Below are 18,584 nucleotides of genomic sequence, written 5' to 3'. Positions count from 1 at the left end.
CGAATCTACAGCGACTTCCAGAGTGAGTCAAAGTCTTCCTCCCCATGCCCCGTATGGCTGCTCGTCCCTGTGACGGGCTTATCGTCGGCGCCCTTCGGACGCTCCTGGGTACTGTATTCGAACTGGCTGAAACTGCCGGTGGCGGTGAGCTTGCGCGTCAGGGTAGCGCGGCGTTCCTCGCCGTGCAGGTTGATCTGCACGCGGCTGCCTTCCTGGAAGGGCAGGCGTGGCGAGATCAGTGTCGCCGGCCGCGAGATGGCGGCGATTTCCGGCAGCAGCAGGGCGCGCAGGTAGTGGCTGCTCTGCTCCGACTTGCGCAGCAGTTGCAGGCCGCAGGGCTGGGCGATGGGGGCGATCAGTTCGATGCCCATCTGCGTGCCGCCGCCACGGACCTGGCGGATCCAGCGCACCACCGCGACGCTCCAGCTGTGCCCGGGGGCATCCTGGATGCCGAGCAGCTCGCCGGCCTGCAGCTGGCTGGGGATTTCCTTCGGCCAGGTCAGGCAGTAGCCGCCGGGGCTGTGGTTGACGATGGACAGGGTGAAGACCGGGTACTCGTCGCTGGCAGCGGCCCCGGCGGCGTCGGGCGAGCCCTGGTCCGCCGACCGCAGCGGCTGGTATTCGATTTCCTCCAGCGGCATGCCTGGTTGCCAGTCGGTGACCTTCTGCGCGTCGAAGGCATTGGCCCAGGCGTCGTTCACTTCCGCCTGGAAGGTCGCCTGTACAGGTTCTGGCAGCTTGAGCAGGTCGGCGAAGGGGCGTCGGCCGGACAGGTAGTAGTGCAGTGCGCTCATGCCGATGCACAGGGTCAGCTGGCCCTGGCCGGAGGTGCGCTGGAAGCTGCGTTCGGCGATGTCGCCCCAGGCGCTGGCCAGGTGCTGCAGCAGGTCGATGCTGATGCGCTCGCCGCCCTTGAGCGGCAGCTTGTCGCGTTGCTCGGCGGGGGCCTGCATGTATTCCTTGATCGCCGCCACCAGGCGCTGCGGGTCCATGCCCAGGCCGTTGTGCAGGTCGCTGGCCTTGTACAGCGAACGGTAGCGCGGTGGGCCGTCCACCTGTGGGGCGACCACGAACAGGCTGGACGGCAGGTCGGCCTCCTGCAGGCGTACCAGCGAGCCCCAGGCCTCCAGGGCCTCGGCCACCTGGGCGATGCCGGCCTGGCGCATCTGGTTGCAGCGGGCGCAGCCCAGCAGCAGGGCCACCAGGTAGGCCTGTTCGACGTTCAGGCTGTTGCCATGCTTGGCAAGGTCGTCGCGGACCGCCAAGCCCTGCACACCCTTGCTGCGGGCCAGCTGGTAGAGCTGGTGCAGCTCCAGCCACAGGCTTTCCGGCACCGGGCAATAGAGCTGCTGGGCGCGGATCAGCGGGCCGCAGAGACTGCGGATGGCCCGCTGCAGGGCGAGGGTGAGGATCTGTGCGCGTTCGCGGGTGAAGCGCGGTGCCTCGCGCACCACCACCAGCTTGTAGCCCACGGCCAGGTGGTTCTGCAGGGCCTGGCAGAGGTTGGCGACCTTGCGCGGGCGCTCGTCGAGGACGATGGACTGGTTGAGAAAGTGGCGTTCGAGGTTGTGGCAGACCGACTGGACTTCCGGGCGGAACAGCTCCAGCAGCTGCAGGCGGGCCTCCACCGGGAGTTTCAGCTGGTTCAGCTCGATCAGGCCCTGGTACAGCTGGCGTGCGGTCTCGCCGAGGTTGGCCTTGGGCAGGTGGTCCAGCCAGTATTTGATATCGCGCGCAGTGACGTTGCAGAAGCTCAGGCTTTCCTGCGTCGGGGTGGGGACGCGCAGCAATTGCTGGGGACTCGTATTGTCCATGGTCGGATGAGGTGCTCCACGATCTGGGCCGTTCGCTGGACCGTTGTGCCGGTCTTGGGCGCCGGTTTTTTCCAAACTCTAGCAGTATCCACCTGAGAAGGCAGCCCGTTCCCTGGTTGGGAGACGGGCCTGCCGTTGGCTTTCAGGTAACAGGCCGGTTACAGGGGGCCCGGCTTGCGCCGGCTCACGCCTGGCGGGCGTTGCCCAGCAGCTGGCCCATGCGCACCGGGCTGCCGGCGGCCAGTTGTTCGGCCCAGGCGACCTGCTCGGGGCCGAACAGCACGATGGCGGTGGAGCCCAGCTTGAAGCGCCCCAGTTCCGCGCCTTTTTCCAGGTGGATGGGCTGGCGGGCAGCTTCGTCGTAGGCGAAGGCCTTCAGCTCGCGCCTGGGCGGGGTGACCAGGCCGGCCCACACGGTTTCCACCGAGGCCACGATCATCGCGCCCACCAGCACCACGGCCATGGGGCCGCGTTCGGTATCGAACAGGCAGACCACGCGCTCGTTGCGGGCGAACAGCTCCGGCACCTGCTCGGCGGTGAGCTGGTTCACCGAGAACAGCCGGCCGGGCACGTAGACCATCTCGCGCAGGGTGCCGGCCAGCGGCATGTGCACGCGGTGGTAGTCCTTCGGCGAGAGGTAGACGGTGGCGAAGCTGCCGCCCATGAAGGGCGCGGCGCGCTCGGCGTCGCCGCCCAGCAGTTCGCTCAGGCTGAAGCTGTGGCCCTTGGCCTGGAAGATGCGCCCGTGCTCGATGGGGCCGAGCTGGCTGATGGCGCCGTCGGCCGGGCAGAGCACGCCGCCGGGAGTCTCGTCCAGCGGCCGCGCGCCCTCCTTGAGGGCGCGGGTGAAGAAGGCGTTGAAGTGCTCGTAGGCCTGCAGGTCTTCCACCAGCGCCTCGCGCATGTCGACCTGGTAGCGGCGGGCGAACCAGCCGATCAGGCGGTTCTTGAACCAGGCGGCGCGGCATTCGGCCGCGCAGCCGACCAGGCGCGACAGCAGATGGTGCGGCAGCAGGTACTGGCCGAGGATGAACAGACGATCTTTGAACGACATTCCTTAAACCTCTACGGGGGTGTCGGGGTGGTTGCCCCATTCCGACCAGGAGCCGGCGTAGCCCTTGACCCGCGGGTAGCCGAGGGCCTTGGCCACCAGGTAGGTGAAGCCGGAACGGTGGTGGGTCTGGCAGTGGGTGATCACTTCCTTGTCCGGGGTGATGCCCAGGTCGCGGAGGATCTGCGCCATGTCGGTGCGGATGCGCAGGGCGCGGGCCGCGTCCATGCCGGCGGTCCACTCGAAGTTGACCGCGCCGGGGACGTGCCCGCCCTTGGCCGCCAGCACCTTCTGGCCGCTGTATTCGCTGGGGTTGCGCGCATCCCAGACGGCCAGGTCGGCGGCGCCCAGGCGGCTCTGCAGGTATTCGCGGGTGGCGGTGGGTTCGTCGTGCAGCGTCAGCGGCAGCGGGCCGCCGGCTGGCGCCGGGACGTCGCGGCTCAGTTCGCGGCCTTCGGCCAGCCAGGCGTGCAGGCCGCCGTCCAGGTAGTGGTAGTGCGGGTGGCCGATGACGTCCAGCAGCCAGATGAAGCGCCCGGCCCAGCCGCCGCCTTCGTCGTCGTACACCACGTACACGGCGCCCGGGTTGTGCCCCAGTTCGCCGAACAGCGCTTCCAGGTCGGCCTTGGCCGGCAGCAGGCCGGGCGCCGGCGGCTGGCCCCACTGGGTGCGCGCGGGGGCGACGAAGCGGGCGCCGGGCAGGTGGCCCTCGGCGTAGCGCGCCGGGCTGGTCAGGTCGACCAGGATCAGCTCGGGGGCGTCGAGGCGGGCGGCCAGCTCGGCCGGTTCTATCACCAGGGGCAGGTCGGAAAAGGCGGACATGTCGGCATCTCCCTGAAGGCGGGTGTCGTGGGACGGGATGGCGTGAGCTGGCGCCCTGGGCTACCCGCGAAACCCAGCAGTTTAACGAAAAAGCGCGCGGCGCTGGCGGGCAATCGCTTCAGGGCGTGTCACTGGGCCGGCGCCGCGCCGAATTGCTGCAGGGCGCGCTCGATGCACTGGCAGGTCTTGTCGAAGGCCTGGCCCTGTACGCTGCCGATGGGCTGGCCGTGGCGGTCGGCCACCACCAGCATCACCACGCGCTGGCCGCGGGCCAGGGAGCGCAGCAGCAGGTGGTTGCCGGGCAGCGCCGCCTTCAGGCGGCCGGGCAGCAGCGCGGAGTACTCGGCCATGTTGGCCGGGGTGAGGTGCAGGCGCGCCGGGCGTTCCAGCAGGCGGCGCAGCAATTGGCTGCCGGCCACCGGCAGCTGCAGGTTCTGCTCCGCCGGGGCCAGGCCGAAGCTGCGGCGGGCCTGCAGCAGGTTCTGCTGGCGGTCGGCGAGCAGCAGCACGGCACGGTCCAGGCCGCAGGCGTGCAGGGCTTCGGCCGCGCATTCCAGCAGGGGCACCAGGTTGCCGAACGGGCTGGGCGTGCGCAGCAGTTCGGCGCACAGCCGGCGCCACTGCCCGGGGTCGCCGGCGGCGGGTGCATCCGCGGCCGCGGCGTTGTGTCGCGGCTGCCAGCGCTGGCTTTCCCACGGCCAGAGCAGTGCCTGGGCCGGGTGCCAGTAGCGGGCGTCGGCGTCGCGCCGGGCGCTCTCCACGGCCAGGGCGTGGACCTGTTGCTGCAGCGCCTCCAGCGGCTCCTGCAGGTAGAGCGCGGTGAGCCGCTGCCAGCGCAGCATGTGCGGCCCGCCCCAGGACTGGTGCGCGGCCATCGCCAGGCTGTTGGCCAGGAGGATGGTGTTGGCCGGGCGGGTCAGCCAGCGCGCCAGCTCGGGGTCGGCATCCAGGCGCTGCTGCTGGGCCAGCGGTTCGCTTTCGGCGTGCGCCAGGTGCAGGGCGCGGACCAGCAGTTCATGGTCCTCGCCGAGCAGGCGCAGGCCCTGGCCGATCCACTCCGGCAGGCGCCAGCGCTCGGCCAGGGCCGCGCACAGCGGCAGCAGGCGCATGCCCAGCAGTTCCTGTTCCACCTCGGCGCTGGCGCGGCCTTCGCCGAGCACCTGCTGCTGCCATTGTTCGAGCAGCTCCGGGCGCGCCGTGGCCAGCGCCCAGACCGGCGCCAGGATCAGCAGGCTGCCCCAGTGGATTTCCTGCCACAGCCGCGCCAGGCGGCTGGCGAACAGGCCGCTGGCCTGGTGCATGGCGTGGCGGCTGATCAGCAGCATCTGCCCCAGGGCCGGCGGCATCTGCGCGGCGGGCACGCTGGGCAGGCTCTCCAGCAGGGCCGTGGCGCGCACCAGGCCGAGGCGGCTGAGGGCCACCTCCAGGCTTTCCGCCGGGTTGTCCCGGGCCATGCGCGCGCGGTTGGCCTCGCGCAGGATGGCCAGGGCCAGTGTCGGGCAGTCCTGCAGCAGGTCGGCGATGTCGCGCAGGGACCGGCGGTTGTCCGCCAGGGCGCGGCGCACGCGCTCGTGCTGTTCGGCGGGCACCGGCAGCGGCAATTCCTCCAGCAACTGGAGCCAGGAGGCGAGGCGCTGCGGGTCGGGTGTCTGGATGGGCATGCTTGGGCCGCCGAACTGGTTTTTACAATTTGCAGCCTATAGTCTTGCGCGGTTTCTCCGATAACAAGAGGGCGGCGCATATTGGCGCCCCCGTCCCGTCCACCGTTCCAGTCGACTCTTCAATGGCAAAAATCATCGGCATCATTGTCCTGCTGGGCAGCGTCCTCGGCGGCTACCTGCTCTCCGGCGGCAAGATCATGGCCATCGTGCAGCCCTTCGAAGTGCTGATCATCGGCGGTGCCGCGCTGGGCGCCTTCCTCCAGGCGAACCCCGGCAGCACCTTCATGACGGTGCTGAAGAAGGCGCCGAAGATGTTCAGCAACCGCTTCACCCACGTCTTCTACCTGGAAGTGCTGGGCATGCTCTACGAGATCCTCAACAAGAGCCGCCGCGAGGGCATGATGGCCATCGAGGCCGACCTCGAGGAACCCGCCTCCAGCCCGATCTTCAGCAAGTACCCGGCGGTGCTGAAGGACGAGCGCATGACCGCCTACATCTGCGACTACCTGCGCATCATGTCCTCCGGCAACATGGCCCCCCACGAGCTGGAAGGCCTGTTCGACATGGAGCTGGGCAGCCTCAAGGAAGACTTCGAGCATCCGTCCCACGCGGTCACCCGCGTCGCCGACGCGCTGCCCGGCTTCGGTATCGTCGCCGCGGTGCTGGGCATAGTGATCACCATGGCCCTGCTCGGCCAGGGCAGCCAGGCGGAGATCGGCCACCACGTGGCCGCCGCGCTGGTCGGTACCTTCCTCGGTATCCTCGCCGCCTACGGTTTCGTCGGCCCGCTGTCCAACGCGCTGGAGCACGACGCCAAGGAAGAGCTGAACCTCTACGAGGCGATCAAGGCCTGCCTGGTGGCCTCGGCCTCGGGCATGCCGCCGTCGCTGGCGGTGGAGTTCGGCCGCAAGGTGCTGCTGCCGGCGCACCGCCCCAGCTTCTCCGAGCTTGAGCAGGCAGTGCGCGGGCGCTAAGCGATGGACAACAACCAGCCGATCATCGTCAAGCGCGTCAAGCGCTACGCCGCCGGGCACCACGGCGGCTCCTGGAAGATCGCCTTCGCCGACTTCGCCACGGCGATGATGGCGTTCTTCCTGGTGCTGTGGCTGCTGTCCTCGGCCACGCCGGAGCAGAAGAAGGCGATTTCCGGCTACTTCCAGGACCCCATCGGCTTCACCGAGAGCGCCAGCCCCTACGTCATCGACCTCGGCGGCACCCCGACGCCGGCCCCGGACAAGACCCTCAACCCGCAGATCCAGGCACAGCCGGAGGCGGACGAGACGCGCATCAGCCCGGAGTCGGAGAAGGAGGTCAACCCCGCCGAGGCCGAGCGCCAGGCCGAGCAGATCGAGCACGAGCGCCTCGAGCTGCTGCTCCAGGAGCTGCAGAACAAGGTCGACGAGAACCCCACGCTGCGCCGCTTCAAGGACCAGATCCTGTTCGAGATCACCCGCGACGGCCTGCGCATCCAGATCGTCGACGCCGAGAACCGGCCGATGTTCGACCTCGGCAGCGCGCGCCTGCAGCCGTACTTCGAGGACATCCTGCTGGCCATGGCCGAGACCATCAAGCAGGTGCCGAACAAGATCAGCATCAGCGGCCACACCGACGCCAAACCCTACGCCGGCGACGAGTTCGGCAACTGGGAGCTGTCGGCCAACCGCGCCAACGCCGCGCGCCGCGCCCTGGTGGCCGGCGGCTACCCGGAAGGGCAGATCGCCCGGGTGGTGGGCTACGCCTCGTCGCAGCTGTTCGACCGCAAGAACCCGCTGAACCCGGTGAACCGGCGCATCGACATCATCGTCCTGACCAAGCGCGCGCAACGCGCCATCGAAGGCCAGGACGGCACGGCCGAGGAACCGGCGGCCAGCCAGCCGGCCACGCCGCCTGCCGGCGCCGCACCGGCGCCTGCATCCCAGCCGCTGCCGGCCGGGCAGGTGCGCGAGAAGCTCAACCTGTTCGACGACGGCAAGCTGAAGCTGGACGAGCTGAAGAAGCAGTGAGATGGGGCCTGGCGCTCCGGCAGGGTTGTCGGAGCGCGGGCGTCGATCAGTAATCCGTTTCCGGCAGGCTGGTGAGAATGTGCCGATAACTGGCCATGCGCTGCGGGCTGATGCGGCCTTCCTCCAGCGCCTGGAGCAGCGCGCAGCCCGGCTCGCGGTCGTGCTTGCAGTCGCGGAAGCGGCAATGCCCGAGCAGGTCGCGGAACTCGATGAAGCCGGCCTCGACGTCGTCGCGGGTGACGTGGCCCAGGCCGAACTCGCGGATGCCGGGGGAGTCGATCAGGTCGCCGCCGGCGGGGAAGTGGAACAGCCGCGCCGTGGTGGTGGTGTGGGTGCCCTTGCCGGTCACCTCGGAAAGATCGCCGACGCGGGTGTCCACCCCCGGCAGCAGGGCGTTGACCAGCGACGACTTGCCCACCCCGGACTGGCCGACGAACACGCTGACGTGGTCGTTCAGCGCCGCGCGCAGGGCGTCCATGGCCAGGCCGTTGAAGGCCGAGACCTCCAGCAGCGGGTAGCCCAGGTCGCGGTAGGTGCCCAGCAGGGCATCGATCTGCTCGGCGTTCTGCTCGTCGATCAGGTCGGCCTTGTTCAGCAGCAGCAGCGGCTGGATGCCGGCGTGCTCGGCGGCGATCAGGTAGCGGTCGATCAGGTTGGCGTGGGGCTCGGGCCGCGGGGCGAAGACGATGACGATGCGGTCGACGTTGGCCGCCACCGGCTTGAGCAGGCCGCGCATGTCCGGGCGGCACAGCTCGGAGGTGCGCGGCAGCTGCGCGACTATCACGCCGATGCCCTGGTTGCCCGGGCGCCAGACCACGCGGTCGCCGGTCACCAGCGGCGGCAGGTTGGCGCGCAGGTGGCAGCGCAGCACCTCGCCGGCGTGCTCGCCTTCCAGCGCCTCGACTTCCACCTGGACGCCGAAGTGGGCGATCACCAGGCCGTTCTGCTCCGGCCCCAGGTCGCCGCCCTCCAGCTCCTCCAGGGCGCGTGACTCACGCTTGGCGGCGCGCGCGGCGCGCTCTTCCTGGATCTTTTCGATGCGCCAGCTCTGCCGGCGGGTGAGATGACGCTTGGCCATAGGCAACCCGAGTGAAAAATCGCCGGCGAGTTTAGCATGCCCCGGCGCGCTTCCCGCTAAACTAGGGGGCTTGAGCCGAGGAGCGCAGCATGCAGAACCCACAGAACCTGATCTGGATCGACCTGGAGATGACCGGCCTGGACCCGGACCGGGACCTGATCATCGAAATGGCCACCATCGTCACCGACAGCGAGCTGAACATTCTTGCCGAAGGTCCGGTGATCGCCGTGCACCAGAGCGAGGAGACCCTCGCCGGCATGGACGAGTGGAACACCCGCCAGCACGGCCAGTCGGGCCTGACCCAGCGCGTGCGCGAAAGCACCATCGACGCCGCCCAGGCCGAGGCCATGACTCTGGCCTTCCTGGAGAAGTGGGTGCCCAAGCGCGCCTCGCCGATCTGCGGCAACAGCATCTGCCAGGACCGCCGCTTCCTCTATAGGCACATGCCGAAGCTGGAAGCCTGGTTCCACTACCGCAACCTCGACGTCTCCACCCTCAAGGAACTGGCCGCCCGCTGGGCCCCGCAGGTGCGCGACGGCTTCAAGAAGGGCAATACCCATCTGGCGCTGGACGATATCCGTGAGTCCATCGCCGAGCTGCGCTATTACCGCGAGACCTTCATCAAGGTCTGAACCCTCGCTTTTCGTAGGAGCGAGCTTGCTCGCGAACGGGGTTTCCAGGCGGCTTAGGTATTTCGGCTTGGCTCCGCTCCCTCTCCCCAGCCCTCTCCCTGAAGGGAGAGGGAGCTTGTCCGTGCCGACGGAGAGTATGGCGCTCGCCGGCTGCCTCCGTTGTTACCGGCTGACTCAGGAGCATCCGAATACTCCGAACGGTCCCCTCTCCCTTCAGGGAGAGGGTTAGGGAGAGGGCGCTCTTCAGGGCGAGCTCCGAACCCAACCGGCAGAGCCCCTACAGTCCCACCCCATGCCGCCGCAGCGCCCATTCCACATGCTCGCGCACCAACTCCGACGGAAACTCCCGCCTCGCCTTCAGCGCCTCTATCACCGGAATACTCGACGGCGCATTACCCAATCCCACCGCCAGGTTGCGCAGCCAGCGCTCATAGCCGGCGCGGCGTAGCGGTGAGCCTTCGGTGCGGCTGAGAAATTCTTCCTCGCTCCACAGGAACAGCTCGGCCAGCCCGGCGTTGTCCAGGCCGTGGCGGGGCTGGAAGTCGCCCTGTTCGCTGGGCCGGGCGAAGCGGTTCCAGGGGCAGACGATCTGGCAGTCGTCGCAGCCGAACACCCGGTTGCCCATGGGCGCGCGCAGTTCCTCGGGGATCGGGCCCTTCAGCTCGATGGTCAGGTAGGAGATGCAGCGCCGTGCGTCCAGCACGTAGGGGCCGACGAAGGCGTTGGTCGGACAGATGTCCAGGCAGGCGCTGCAGCGCCCGCAGTGCTCGCTGCCGTGGGGCTCGTCCAGGGGCAGCGGCAGGTCGGTGAACAGCTCGCCGAGGAAGAAGTAGCTGCCGGCCTTGCGGTTGAGCAGCAGGGTGTTCTTGCCGATCCAGCCGAGCCCGGCCTGTTCGCCGATGGCCTTTTCCAGCACCGGCGCGCTGTCGACGAAGGCGCGGTAGCCGAACGGCCCGACTTCCGCCTGGATGCGCTCGGCCAGCTGCTGCAGGCGCTTGCGCACCAGCTTGTGGTAGTCGCGGCCCAGGGCGTAGCGCGACACGTAGGCCTTTTCCGGCTCGGCCAGGCGCTGCGCCATGCGCGTGTCGACGGGCAGGTAGTCCATGCGCAGCGAGACCACCCGCAGGGTGCCGGGCACCAGCTCGTCCGGGCGCCAGCGCTTGCTGCCGTGGGCGCCCATGTAGTCCATCTCGCCCTGGTAGCCGGCGGCCAGCCAGCGTTGCAGGTGCTCGCCGTGGCTTTCCAGGTCCAGCCCGCCGATGCCCACCTGCTGGAAGCCCAGTTCGCGGCCCCAGGCCTTGATGCGCTCGGCGATGGTGCTGTAGTCGGAAGTGGAATCGTGCATGGGAGGGCGGGAAAGCGGGACCGGGGTAGGTATAATTCTGCCAGACCGCGCCGACCGGCGCCCGATTCCCCGCGGAAACCCGATGAATTCGCATCCTCACGACAGCCTGCCGACCGCGCTGTACAGCGCCCGGCAGGTGCGCGACCTCGACGCGCGCCTGATCGCCGCCGGCACCCCCGGCTTCGAACTCATGCAGCGTGCCGCCCACGCGGCCTGGCGCGCCCTGCGCCGGCGCTGGCCGGACGCCGGGCGCCTGACGGTGCTGGCCGGGCACGGCAACAACGCCGGCGACGGCTACCTGGTCGCCGCCCTGGCCCGGCGCGCCGGCTGGAACGTGCGCGTGCTGGCGGTGGGCGATACCGCGCGGCTGGCCGGCGACGCCGCCTCGGCCCATGCCGAGGCCCTGGCCGCCGGCGTGACCATCCTGCCCTGGCACGAACACGCCGAACTGCATGGTGTGCTGGTGGATGCGCTGCTCGGCACCGGTCTTGGCGGCACGGTGCGTGATCCATACGCGACGGCCATCGCACGCATCAACGCCAGCGGCCTGCCGGTGCTGGCCATCGACATCCCCTCCGGCCTCAGCGCCGACACCGGCCAGGTGCTGGGCTGCGCGGTGCGCGCCGACCTGACGGTGACCTTCATCGGCCTCAAGTTCGGCCTGTTCACCGCCGAAGGCCCGGACCAGTGCGGCGAGCTGGCCTTCGACAGCCTGGACGCCGACCCCGCGCAACTGCCCGGGGACGCCCAGGCCACGCGCCTGGCGCCGACCAGCCTGGCGCACCTGGCGCCGCGGCCGAAGGCGGCGCACAAGGGGCTGTTCGGCCACCTGCTGCTGATCGGCGGCGACCACGGCATGGGCGGCGCCAGCCTGCTGGCCGGCGAGGCGGCCCTGCGCAGCGGCGCCGGGCTGGTCTCCGTCGCCACCCGCGCCGCCCACGTGCCGGCGGCGCTGGCGCGCTGCCCGGAACTGATGACCCGCGGCGTGTCCTCCTCCGCCGAGGTGCTGCGCGCCGCCGAGCGCGCCAGCGTGCTGGTGGTTGGCCCCGGCATCGGCCGCAACGCCTGGGGCCGCTGCCTGGCCAGCGCCGCGGTCAGCCTGGCGCTGCCCCAGGTGTGGGACGCCGATGCGCTCAACCTGCTGGCGGAGGGCCGGGTGCAGCGCCCGTCGGGCAGCCTGGTGATCACCCCGCATCCCGCCGAGGCGGCGCGCCTGCTGGGCCGCTCCACCGCTGAGGTGCAGGCCGACCGGGCCGCCGCCGCGCGCGAGCTGGCCAGCCGCTACCAGGCGGTGGCCGTGCTCAAGGGCGTCGGCAGCCTGGTGGCCGCGCCGGATGGGCGCCTGGCGCTGTGCTCCCATGGTCACCCGGCCATGGCCACCGCCGGCCTGGGCGACGTGTTGTCCGGCGTGGTCGGCGCGTTGCTGGCGCAGAAACTCGAGCCCTTCGACGCCGCCTGCCTGGCCGTCTGGCTGCATGCCCGTGCCGGCGAGATGCTTGGCGCGCAGGGGCGGGGCCTCGCCGCCAGCGACCTGATCCCTGCCGTTCGTCAGTTGCTCGAGGAGTTCGCCCCATGCCTGAACTGAAGCTGTTCGCCGACGGCGAGGAGGCCATGTACGCACTGGGGGCGAGGATCGCCCAGGCTACCGGCGGGCACGGGGTGATCTACCTGCACGGCGACCTCGGCGCCGGCAAGACCACGCTCTCGCGCGGCATTCTGCGCGGCCTGGGCCATGCCGGGGCGGTGAAGAGCCCGACCTTCACCCTGGTCGAACCCTACGAGTTGGGCGAGGTGCGCGCCTTTCATTTCGATCTGTACCGCCTGGCCGACCCCGAGGAGCTGGAATATCTGGGCATCCGCGACTACTTCGAAGGCGACGCCCTGTGCCTGATCGAGTGGGCCGAAAGAGGCACGGGCATTTTGCCAAAGGCCGACCTGGACATTACCATTACTCCGCAAGCGGGCGGCCGCATGCTGCGCCTGGAACCGCACGGAGTGCGGGGCGAAGCCTGGTGCGCCGTCCTGGCTACGGGAGCATGAGAAAAAACATGGGTTGGGGGTTGCGCCTTCGGGCGCTGTTGGCCGGGTTGTTCATCCTGCTGGCGCTGGGCGCCGGCGAGGTTCTTGCCGCCGCGCAAATCACGCAGATCAAGAGCGTGCGCCTGTGGCGCGCACCGGACAACACCCGCCTGGTGTTCGATCTGTCCGGCCCGGTGCAGCACAGCCTGTTCACCCTCAGCGCGCCCAACCGCATCGTCATCGACCTGAGCGGCGCGCAGATGAGCACCGCGCTGAACCAGCTCAAGCTGAAGAACACCCCCATCACCTCGGTGCGCTCGGCGCAACGCTCGCCCACCGACCTGCGTCTGGTGCTGGACCTGTCCGCCCAGGTGACGCCCAAGAGCTTCGTCCTGCCGCCCAACCAGCAGTACGGCAACCGCCTGGTGGTGGACCTGTACGACCAGGGCGCGGACATCACCCCCGACGTGCCCGCCACGCCCACGCCGAACCAGCCGGCCACCCCGGTGACGCCGACGCAGCCGGTGGCCAAGGCGCCGGTGCCGGCCGGCGGCAAGCGCGACATCATCATCGCCATCGACGCCGGCCACGGCGGCGAGGACCCGGGCGCCTCCGGCCCCAGCGGCCTGCACGAGAAGAACATCACCCTGTCCATCGCCCGCGAGCTGCAACGGCAGATCAACCAGATGAAGGGCTTCCGCGCCGAGCTGACGCGCACCGGCGACTATTTCATCCCGCTGCGCGGGCGCACCGCCATCGCGCGCAAGAAGGGCGCCGACCTGTTCGTCTCCATCCACGCCGACGCCGCGCCCAGCCGCAGCGCCTTCGGCGCCTCGGTGTTCGCCCTCTCCGACCGCGGCGCCACCTCCGAGACCGCGCGCTGGCTGGCCGACAGCGAGAACCGTTCCGACCTGATCGGCGGCGACGGCAGCGTCAGCCTGGACGACAAGGACCACATGCTCGCCGGCGTGCTGCTCGACCTGTCGATGACCGCCACCATGTCCTCCAGCCTGGACGTCGGCCACAAGGTGCTGACCAGCGTTGGCCGCGTCACCTCGCTGCACAAGAACCGCGTGGAGCAGGCCGGCTTCATGGTGCTGAAGTCGCCGGACATCCCGTCGATCCTGGTGGAGACCGGCTTCATCTCCAACCCCGGCGAGTCGCAGAAGCTCAACAGCGCCTCGCACCAGCAGGCCCTGGCGCGCTCGATCGCCGCGGGCGTGCGCCAGTACTTCGTGCAGACGCCGCCGCCGGGCACCTACATCGCCTCGCTGCGCGACGGCGGCCAGCTTTCCAGCGGGCCGCGCCAGCACGTGGTGCGTGCCGGCGAGAGCCTGTCGATGATCGCCGCGCGCTACGACGTGAGCATGGCCACCCTGCGCAGCACCAACAACCTGAAGAGCGACAGCGTGCGGATCGGCCAGGTGCTGAACATCCCGGCCACCGCCCTGGCGGCCCAGCAATGAACGCGTTGCACCGCATCCAGCTGCTGAGCCCGCGGCTGGCCAACCAGATCGCCGCCGGCGAGGTGGTCGAGCGCCCGGCCTCGGTGATCAAGGAGCTGCTGGAGAACTGCCTGGACGCCGGTGCCAGGCGCATCGACGTCGAGGTGGAGCAGGGCGGCATCAAGCTGCTGCGGGTGCGCGACGACGGCGGCGGCATCCCCGCCGACGATCTGCCGCTGGCCCTGGCGCGCCACGCCACCAGCAAGATCCGCGAGCTGGAAGACCTGGAAAGCGTCATGAGCCTGGGCTTCCGCGGCGAGGCCCTGGCCTCCATCAGTTCGGTCTCGCGGCTGACCATGACCTCGCGCACCGCCGACGCCGAGCAGGCCTGGCAGGTGGAGACCGAGGGCCGCGACATGCAGCCGCGGGTGCAGCCGGCGGCGCATCCGGTGGGTACCAGCGTCGAGGTTCGCGACCTGTTCTTCAACACCCCGGCGCGGCGCAAGTTCCTGCGCGCCGAGAAGACCGAGTTCGACCACCTGCAGGAAGTCATCAAGCGCCTGGCCCTGGCCCGCTTCGACGTGGCCTTCCACCTGCGCCACAACGGCAAGACCATCTTCAGCCTGCACGAGGCCGGCGACGAAGTGGCCCGCGCGCGTCGCGTCGGCGCCGTGTGCGGCCCGGCCTTCCTCGAGCAGGCGCTGCCCATCGAGATCGAGCGCAACGGCCTGCACCTGTGGGGCTGGGTCGGCCTGCCGACCTTCTCCCGCAGCCAGCCGGACCTGCAGTACTTCTACGTCAACGGCCGCATGGTGCGCGACAAGCTGGTCGCCCACGCGGTGCGCCAGGCCTACCGCGACGTGCTCTACAACGGCCGCCACCCGACCTTCGTGCTGTTCCTGGAGGTCGACCCGGCGACGGTGGACGTCAACGTGCACCCGACCAAGCACGAGGTGCGCTTCCGCGACAGCCGCATGGTCCACGACTTCCTCTACGGCACCCTGCACCGGGCGCTCGCCGAGGTGCGTCCGGACGACCAGCTGGCGCCGCCGGGGGCCACCACCCTGACCGTGCCGCGCCCGAGCGGCCTGGAGGCCGGCGAGTTCGGCCCGCAGGGCGAGATGAGCCTGTCCGAGAAGGTCCTGGAGGCGCCGGCCGCGGCGCGTACCTGGAGCGGCTCCGGAGGCTCCTCCGGCGGTGGTGGCGGCTATTCCTACCAGCCGCCGCGCCAGGACCTGCCGCCCGCCGCCGAGGCCCAGGGCGCCTACCGCGCCTATTTCGCGCCGCTGCCGGAGCAGTCCGCGCCCCAGCCGCTGCCCGAGAGCGCCCAGGACGTCCCGCCGCTGGGCTATGCCCTGGCCCAGCTCAAGGGCATCTACATCCTCGCCGAGAACGCCCACGGCCTGGTGCTGGTGGACATGCATGCGGCACATGAGCGCATCACCTACGAGCGCCTGAAAATCGCCATGGACAGCGAGGGCCTGCGCGGCCAGCCGCTGTTGGTGCCCGAGTCCCTCGCGGTGAGCGAGCGCGAGGCCGACTGCGCCGAGGAGCACTCGGCCTGGTTCAGCCGGCTCGGCTTCGAGCTGCAGCGCCTGGGCCCGGAAACCCTGGCGATCCGCCAGGTCCCGGCGCTGCTCAAGCAGGCCGAGGCGACCCAACTGGTGCGCGACGTGCTCGCCGACCTGCTGGAATACGGCACCAGCGACCGCATCCAGGCGCACCTCAACGAGCTGCTCGGGACCATGGCCTGCCACGGCGCGGTGCGCGCCAACCGGCGCCTGACGCTGCCGGAGATGAACGCCCTGCTGCGCGACATGGAAATCACCGAGCGCAGCGGCCAGTGCAACCACGGCCGGCCCACCTGGACGCAGCTGGGCCTGGACGAGCTGGACAAACTCTTCCTGCGCGGGCGTTGAAATAAAGCCAGCCGCAAGCCAAGTGCAGTAAACTGCGCGCCAATCGATTCAGCGCGCGGTTGGCGCGCGCCCGTTGCGCCGAAGAGTTGCCGATGTCCTCCCTGCCTCCCGCCATCTTCCTCATGGGCCCGACCGCCGCCGGCAAGACCGACCTGGCGCTGGAACTGGCGCGGCTGCTGCCCTGCGAGCTGGTCAGCGTGGATTCGGCGCTGGTCTACCGGGGCATGGACATCGGCACCGCCAAGCCGTCCAGGGAGATACTCGAACAGTTCCCGCACCGCCTGATCGACATCCGTGACCCGGCCGAAAGCTATTCGGCGGCGGAATTCCGTGCCGATGCGCTGGCGGCCATGGCCGAGATCACCGCGGCGGGACGCATTCCCCTGCTGGTCGGCGGCACCATGCTGTATTTCAAGACATTGCTGGAAGGCCTGGCGGACATGCCCGGCGCCGATCCGGCGGTGCGCGCCGAGCTCGAGGCCTGGGCCGCGGCCGAAGGCTGGGCGGCCCTGCATGCGGAGCTGCAGCGGGTCGATCCGGAGTCGGCGGCACGCATCCACCCCAACGACCCGCAACGCCTGGTCAGGGCGCTGGAAGTGCAACGCGTCAGCGGCTTGTCGATGAGCGACCACCGTCGTCGCCAGGCGGCTGAAAATGCCGGTGCCAGCGCGCCAGGCGGGGCGCAATTGCCGTATACTGTGGCGCAACTGGCGATTGCACCTCAGCAGCGCCAGGTACTGCACGCGCGAATCGCGCAACGTTTTCGTCAGATGCTGGAACAGGGCTTCATCGCCGAGGTCGAAGCACTTCGCGCGAGAGACGACTTGCACGCCGGGCTGCCATCCATTCGTGCCGTGGGCTACCGACAGGTATGGGAATACCTCGAGGGCAAACTGTCCTACGCTGAGATGGAGGAGCGCGGCGTGATTGCCACCCGGCAACTAGCCAAGCGCCAGTTCACCTGGCTGCGCAGCTGGGGCCATCTACACTGGTTGGACAGTCTGGCAGGCGACAATCTGCCGCGTGCCTTGAAATATCTTGAGGCGGTCTCCATATAGGTTCGAGACCATAATTCAGCCGTCTATCCTTGGGGTTACCGACGGCAAGAAGCCATTCGACTACTACTAAATCTATTGATTCCCTAAAGGAGTGCGGCATATGTCAAAAGGGCATTCGCTACAAGACCCTTACCTGAACACCCTGCGTAAAGAACGCGTACCGGTCTCCATCTATCTGGTGAACGGCATCAAACTGCAAGGTCAGATCGAATCCTTCGACCAGTTCGTGATTCTGCTGAAGAACACTGTCAGCCAGATGGTCTACAAGCACGCCATTTCCACCGTCGTGCCCAGCCGTCCGGTGCGTCTGCCCAGCGGCGATCAACCGGTCGAGCCGGGCAACGCTTGAGGGTAGCCCGCCTTGTTCTTTGAGCGCCCGGGTGGTGGGGAACGGGCCATTCTGGTGCATCTGGAAGGTCAGGACCCCGAGGCGCGCGAAGACCCGCAGGAATTCCAGGAGCTGGCCCGTTCGGCGGGTGCGGAGTCGGTGGCGTTCGTCAACGTTTCGCGCCATCAGCCGTCGGCCAAGTTCCTGATCGGCAGTGGCAAGGTCGATGAGCTGCGCGACCTGGTGCAAGCCCAGGAAGTCGAGCTGATCATCTTCAACCACACCCTGACGCCCAGCCAGGAACGCAACCTCGAACGCGTCCTCGAATGCCGGGTGCTCGACCGTACCGGTCTGATTCTCGACATCTTCGCCCAGCGCGCCCGCACCCACGAGGGCAAGCTGCAGGTGGAACTGGCCCAGCTCGAGCACATGAGCACGCGCCTGGTGCGCGGCTGGACCCACTTGGAAAGGCAGAAGGGCGGTATCGGCCTGCGCGGCCCGGGTGAAACCCAGCTGGAAACCGACCGCCGCCTGCTGCGCGCACGCATCCGCCAGATCAAGCAGCGCCTGGAGAAGGTCCGCAGCCAGCGCGAACAGGCCCGCCGTGGCCGGCGCCGGGCGGAAATCCCCTCGGTTTCGCTGGTCGGCTACACCAACGCCGGCAAGTCCACGCTGTTCAATGCCCTGACCACGTCCGAGGTCTACGCGGCCAACCAGCTGTTCGCCACCCTCGACCCGACCCTGCGTCGGCTCGAGCTGGAGGACGTCGGCCCGGTCGTGCTGGCCGACACCGTGGGCTTCATCCGTCACCTGCCGCACAAGCTGGTCGAGGCCTTCCGCGCTACGCTGGAAGAGTCGAGCAACGCCGACCTGCTGCTGCACGTGATCGACGCCCACGAGCCGGAGCGCGACGCGCAGGTGGAGCAGGTGCACGCGGTGCTGACCGAGATCGGCGCCAACGAGCTGCCGATGCTCGAGGTGTACAACAAGATCGACCTGCTGCCGGAAATGGACGCGCGAATCCAGCGCGACGAGACCGGCAAGCCGGTGCGGGTCTGGCTCTCCGCCCGTGACGGGCGCGGGCTGGAGCTGCTGGAAAAGGCGGTGGCCGAGCTGTTGGGCGACGACCTGTTCGTCGGTACGCTCTGCCTGCCGCAGCGCCTGGGGCGCCTGCGCGCACAGTTCTTCGAGCTGGGTGCGGTGCAGTCCGAGGACCATGACGAGCAGGGACGCGCCGTTTTGCAGGTTCGCCTGCCGCGTGTCGAGTTGAACCGCCTGGTCAGCCGCGAGGGATGGCAGCCGGCGGAGTTCATTGCGCAACACACTTTGCAATAAAGCCCGGGACGGTGCTTTTGGCACCGAGGCGGGCATTCGGTAGCATGGGTGGTCGCGCCGCAGGCGCGTTTCGC

At 69.3% G+C, this 18,584-nt stretch carries 16 protein-coding genes; 10 read left to right on the top strand and 6 right to left on the bottom strand.

All coding sequences use genetic code 11. The features are described from left to right. Nucleotides 1-5 precede the first annotated feature (5 nt). The 4 genes from DK254_RS11180 to DK254_RS11165 all read right to left on the bottom strand — a co-directional run bounded on the left by DK254_RS11180 (nucleotide 6) and on the right by DK254_RS11165 (nucleotide 5,348). On the bottom strand, nucleotides 6-1,814 hold the full coding sequence (locus DK254_RS11180; RefSeq protein WP_109933829.1) for a molecular chaperone: 1,809 nt from the start codon (nucleotides 1,812-1,814) through the stop codon (nucleotides 6-8). A 184-nt stretch (nucleotides 1,815-1,998) separates the two neighbouring features. Then, entirely contained in the window at nucleotides 1,999-2,868 is an 870-nt protein-coding gene (gene asd / locus DK254_RS11175; protein ID WP_109933828.1) for an archaetidylserine decarboxylase, read from the bottom strand. A 3-nt stretch (nucleotides 2,869-2,871) separates the two neighbouring features. Next, nucleotides 2,872-3,687 carry a thiosulfate sulfurtransferase gene (rhdA, locus tag DK254_RS11170; protein ID WP_109933827.1) on the bottom strand — a complete coding sequence of 272 codons (816 nt, stop codon included), beginning with the start codon at nucleotides 3,685-3,687 and terminating at the stop codon, nucleotides 2,872-2,874. A 128-nt stretch (nucleotides 3,688-3,815) separates the two neighbouring features. Then, a complete protein-coding gene (locus DK254_RS11165) occupies nucleotides 3,816-5,348 on the bottom strand; it encodes an HDOD domain-containing protein (protein ID WP_109933826.1) in 1,533 nt (510 codons plus the stop codon). 122 nt (nucleotides 5,349-5,470) lie between these two features. Here DK254_RS11165 and motA point away from each other — a divergent pair, with 122 nt between their 5' ends. Then, complete coding sequence (gene motA, locus DK254_RS11160; protein ID WP_043268576.1) at nucleotides 5,471-6,322, top strand: flagellar motor stator protein MotA; 852 nt, start codon at nucleotides 5,471-5,473, stop codon at nucleotides 6,320-6,322. Between the two features lie 3 nt (nucleotides 6,323-6,325). Next, a complete protein-coding gene (motB, locus tag DK254_RS11155) occupies nucleotides 6,326-7,351 on the top strand; it encodes a flagellar motor protein MotB (RefSeq protein ID WP_109933825.1) in 1,026 nt (341 codons plus the stop codon). A gap of 46 nt (nucleotides 7,352-7,397) precedes the next feature. Here the strand turns inward: motB and rsgA are convergent, their stop codons facing one another. After that, nucleotides 7,398-8,429, bottom strand: a complete 1,032-nt coding sequence (rsgA, locus tag DK254_RS11150) for a small ribosomal subunit biogenesis GTPase RsgA (RefSeq protein WP_109933824.1) — start codon at nucleotides 8,427-8,429, stop codon at nucleotides 7,398-7,400. Nucleotides 8,430-8,518: 89 nt separating this feature from the next. On the opposite strand from rsgA, the gene orn reads away from it, so the two are divergent. Continuing rightward, nucleotides 8,519-9,061: an oligoribonuclease gene (gene orn / locus DK254_RS11145; RefSeq protein WP_089389985.1), complete on the top strand. Its 543-nt coding sequence runs from the start codon at nucleotides 8,519-8,521 to the stop codon at nucleotides 9,059-9,061. Nucleotides 9,062-9,338: 277 nt separating this feature from the next. On the opposite strand, the gene queG is transcribed toward orn, so the two are convergent. Further along, on the bottom strand, nucleotides 9,339-10,406 hold the full coding sequence (queG, locus tag DK254_RS11140; RefSeq protein WP_109933823.1) for a tRNA epoxyqueuosine(34) reductase QueG: 1,068 nt from the start codon (nucleotides 10,404-10,406) through the stop codon (nucleotides 9,339-9,341). An 82-nt stretch (nucleotides 10,407-10,488) separates the two neighbouring features. Between queG and DK254_RS11135 the strand changes: the two genes are divergently transcribed. From DK254_RS11135 to hflX, 7 genes are all read left to right on the top strand, one after another. After that, nucleotides 10,489-11,991, top strand: a complete 1,503-nt coding sequence (locus tag DK254_RS11135; RefSeq protein ID WP_109933822.1) for an NAD(P)H-hydrate dehydratase — start codon at nucleotides 10,489-10,491, stop codon at nucleotides 11,989-11,991. Next, a complete protein-coding gene (gene tsaE, locus DK254_RS11130) occupies nucleotides 11,979-12,446 on the top strand; it encodes a tRNA (adenosine(37)-N6)-threonylcarbamoyltransferase complex ATPase subunit type 1 TsaE (protein WP_109933821.1) in 468 nt (155 codons plus the stop codon). The genes DK254_RS11135 and tsaE overlap by 13 nt, the downstream gene beginning before the upstream one ends. A gap of 8 nt (nucleotides 12,447-12,454) precedes the next feature. Continuing rightward, on the top strand, nucleotides 12,455-13,891 hold the full coding sequence (gene amiB, locus DK254_RS11125) for an N-acetylmuramoyl-L-alanine amidase AmiB (RefSeq protein ID WP_109933820.1): 1,437 nt from the start codon (nucleotides 12,455-12,457) through the stop codon (nucleotides 13,889-13,891). Beyond that, a complete protein-coding gene (mutL, locus tag DK254_RS11120) occupies nucleotides 13,888-15,789 on the top strand; it encodes a DNA mismatch repair endonuclease MutL (protein ID WP_109933819.1) in 1,902 nt (633 codons plus the stop codon). The genes amiB and mutL overlap by 4 nt, the downstream gene beginning before the upstream one ends. 92 nt (nucleotides 15,790-15,881) lie before the next feature. Next, entirely contained in the window at nucleotides 15,882-16,847 is a 966-nt protein-coding gene (gene miaA / locus DK254_RS11115; protein ID WP_109933818.1) for a tRNA (adenosine(37)-N6)-dimethylallyltransferase MiaA, read from the top strand. A gap of 100 nt (nucleotides 16,848-16,947) precedes the next feature. Next, nucleotides 16,948-17,196 carry an RNA chaperone Hfq gene (hfq, locus tag DK254_RS11110; protein WP_109933817.1) on the top strand — a complete coding sequence of 83 codons (249 nt, stop codon included), beginning with the start codon at nucleotides 16,948-16,950 and terminating at the stop codon, nucleotides 17,194-17,196. Between the two features lie 12 nt (nucleotides 17,197-17,208). Continuing rightward, nucleotides 17,209-18,510, top strand: a complete 1,302-nt coding sequence (gene hflX, locus DK254_RS11105; RefSeq protein WP_109933816.1) for a ribosome rescue GTPase HflX — start codon at nucleotides 17,209-17,211, stop codon at nucleotides 18,508-18,510. Nucleotides 18,511-18,584 lie beyond the last annotated feature (74 nt).

This window comes from Pseudomonas sp. RW407 (assembly GCF_003176655.1).
In the GTDB taxonomy this organism is placed as follows: domain Bacteria; phylum Pseudomonadota; class Gammaproteobacteria; order Pseudomonadales; family Pseudomonadaceae; genus Pseudomonas; species Pseudomonas delhiensis.
This window is presented reverse-complemented; position numbering and strand designations above follow the sequence as displayed.

Coding starts and splice junctions, on each gene's coding strand:
- DK254_RS11165 (WP_109933826.1), bottom strand. CDS start 5,348: ATGCCCATCCAGACACCCGACCCGCAGCGCCTCGCCTCCTGGCTCCAG.
- DK254_RS11135 (WP_109933822.1), top strand. CDS start 10,489: ATGAATTCGCATCCTCACGACAGCCTGCCGACCGCGCTGTACAGCGCC.
- orn (WP_089389985.1), top strand. CDS start 8,519: ATGCAGAACCCACAGAACCTGATCTGGATCGACCTGGAGATGACCGGC.
- mutL (WP_109933819.1), top strand. CDS start 13,888: ATGAACGCGTTGCACCGCATCCAGCTGCTGAGCCCGCGGCTGGCCAAC.
- asd (WP_109933828.1), bottom strand. CDS start 2,868: ATGTCGTTCAAAGATCGTCTGTTCATCCTCGGCCAGTACCTGCTGCCG.
- amiB (WP_109933820.1), top strand. CDS start 12,455: ATGGGTTGGGGGTTGCGCCTTCGGGCGCTGTTGGCCGGGTTGTTCATC.
- DK254_RS11180 (WP_109933829.1), bottom strand. CDS start 1,814: ATGGACAATACGAGTCCCCAGCAATTGCTGCGCGTCCCCACCCCGACG.
- motB (WP_109933825.1), top strand. CDS start 6,326: ATGGACAACAACCAGCCGATCATCGTCAAGCGCGTCAAGCGCTACGCC.
- rhdA (WP_109933827.1), bottom strand. CDS start 3,687: ATGTCCGCCTTTTCCGACCTGCCCCTGGTGATAGAACCGGCCGAGCTG.
- rsgA (WP_109933824.1), bottom strand. CDS start 8,429: ATGGCCAAGCGTCATCTCACCCGCCGGCAGAGCTGGCGCATCGAAAAG.
- hfq (WP_109933817.1), top strand. CDS start 16,948: ATGTCAAAAGGGCATTCGCTACAAGACCCTTACCTGAACACCCTGCGT.
- miaA (WP_109933818.1), top strand. CDS start 15,882: ATGTCCTCCCTGCCTCCCGCCATCTTCCTCATGGGCCCGACCGCCGCC.
- motA (WP_043268576.1), top strand. CDS start 5,471: ATGGCAAAAATCATCGGCATCATTGTCCTGCTGGGCAGCGTCCTCGGC.
- queG (WP_109933823.1), bottom strand. CDS start 10,406: ATGCACGATTCCACTTCCGACTACAGCACCATCGCCGAGCGCATCAAG.
- tsaE (WP_109933821.1), top strand. CDS start 11,979: ATGCCTGAACTGAAGCTGTTCGCCGACGGCGAGGAGGCCATGTACGCA.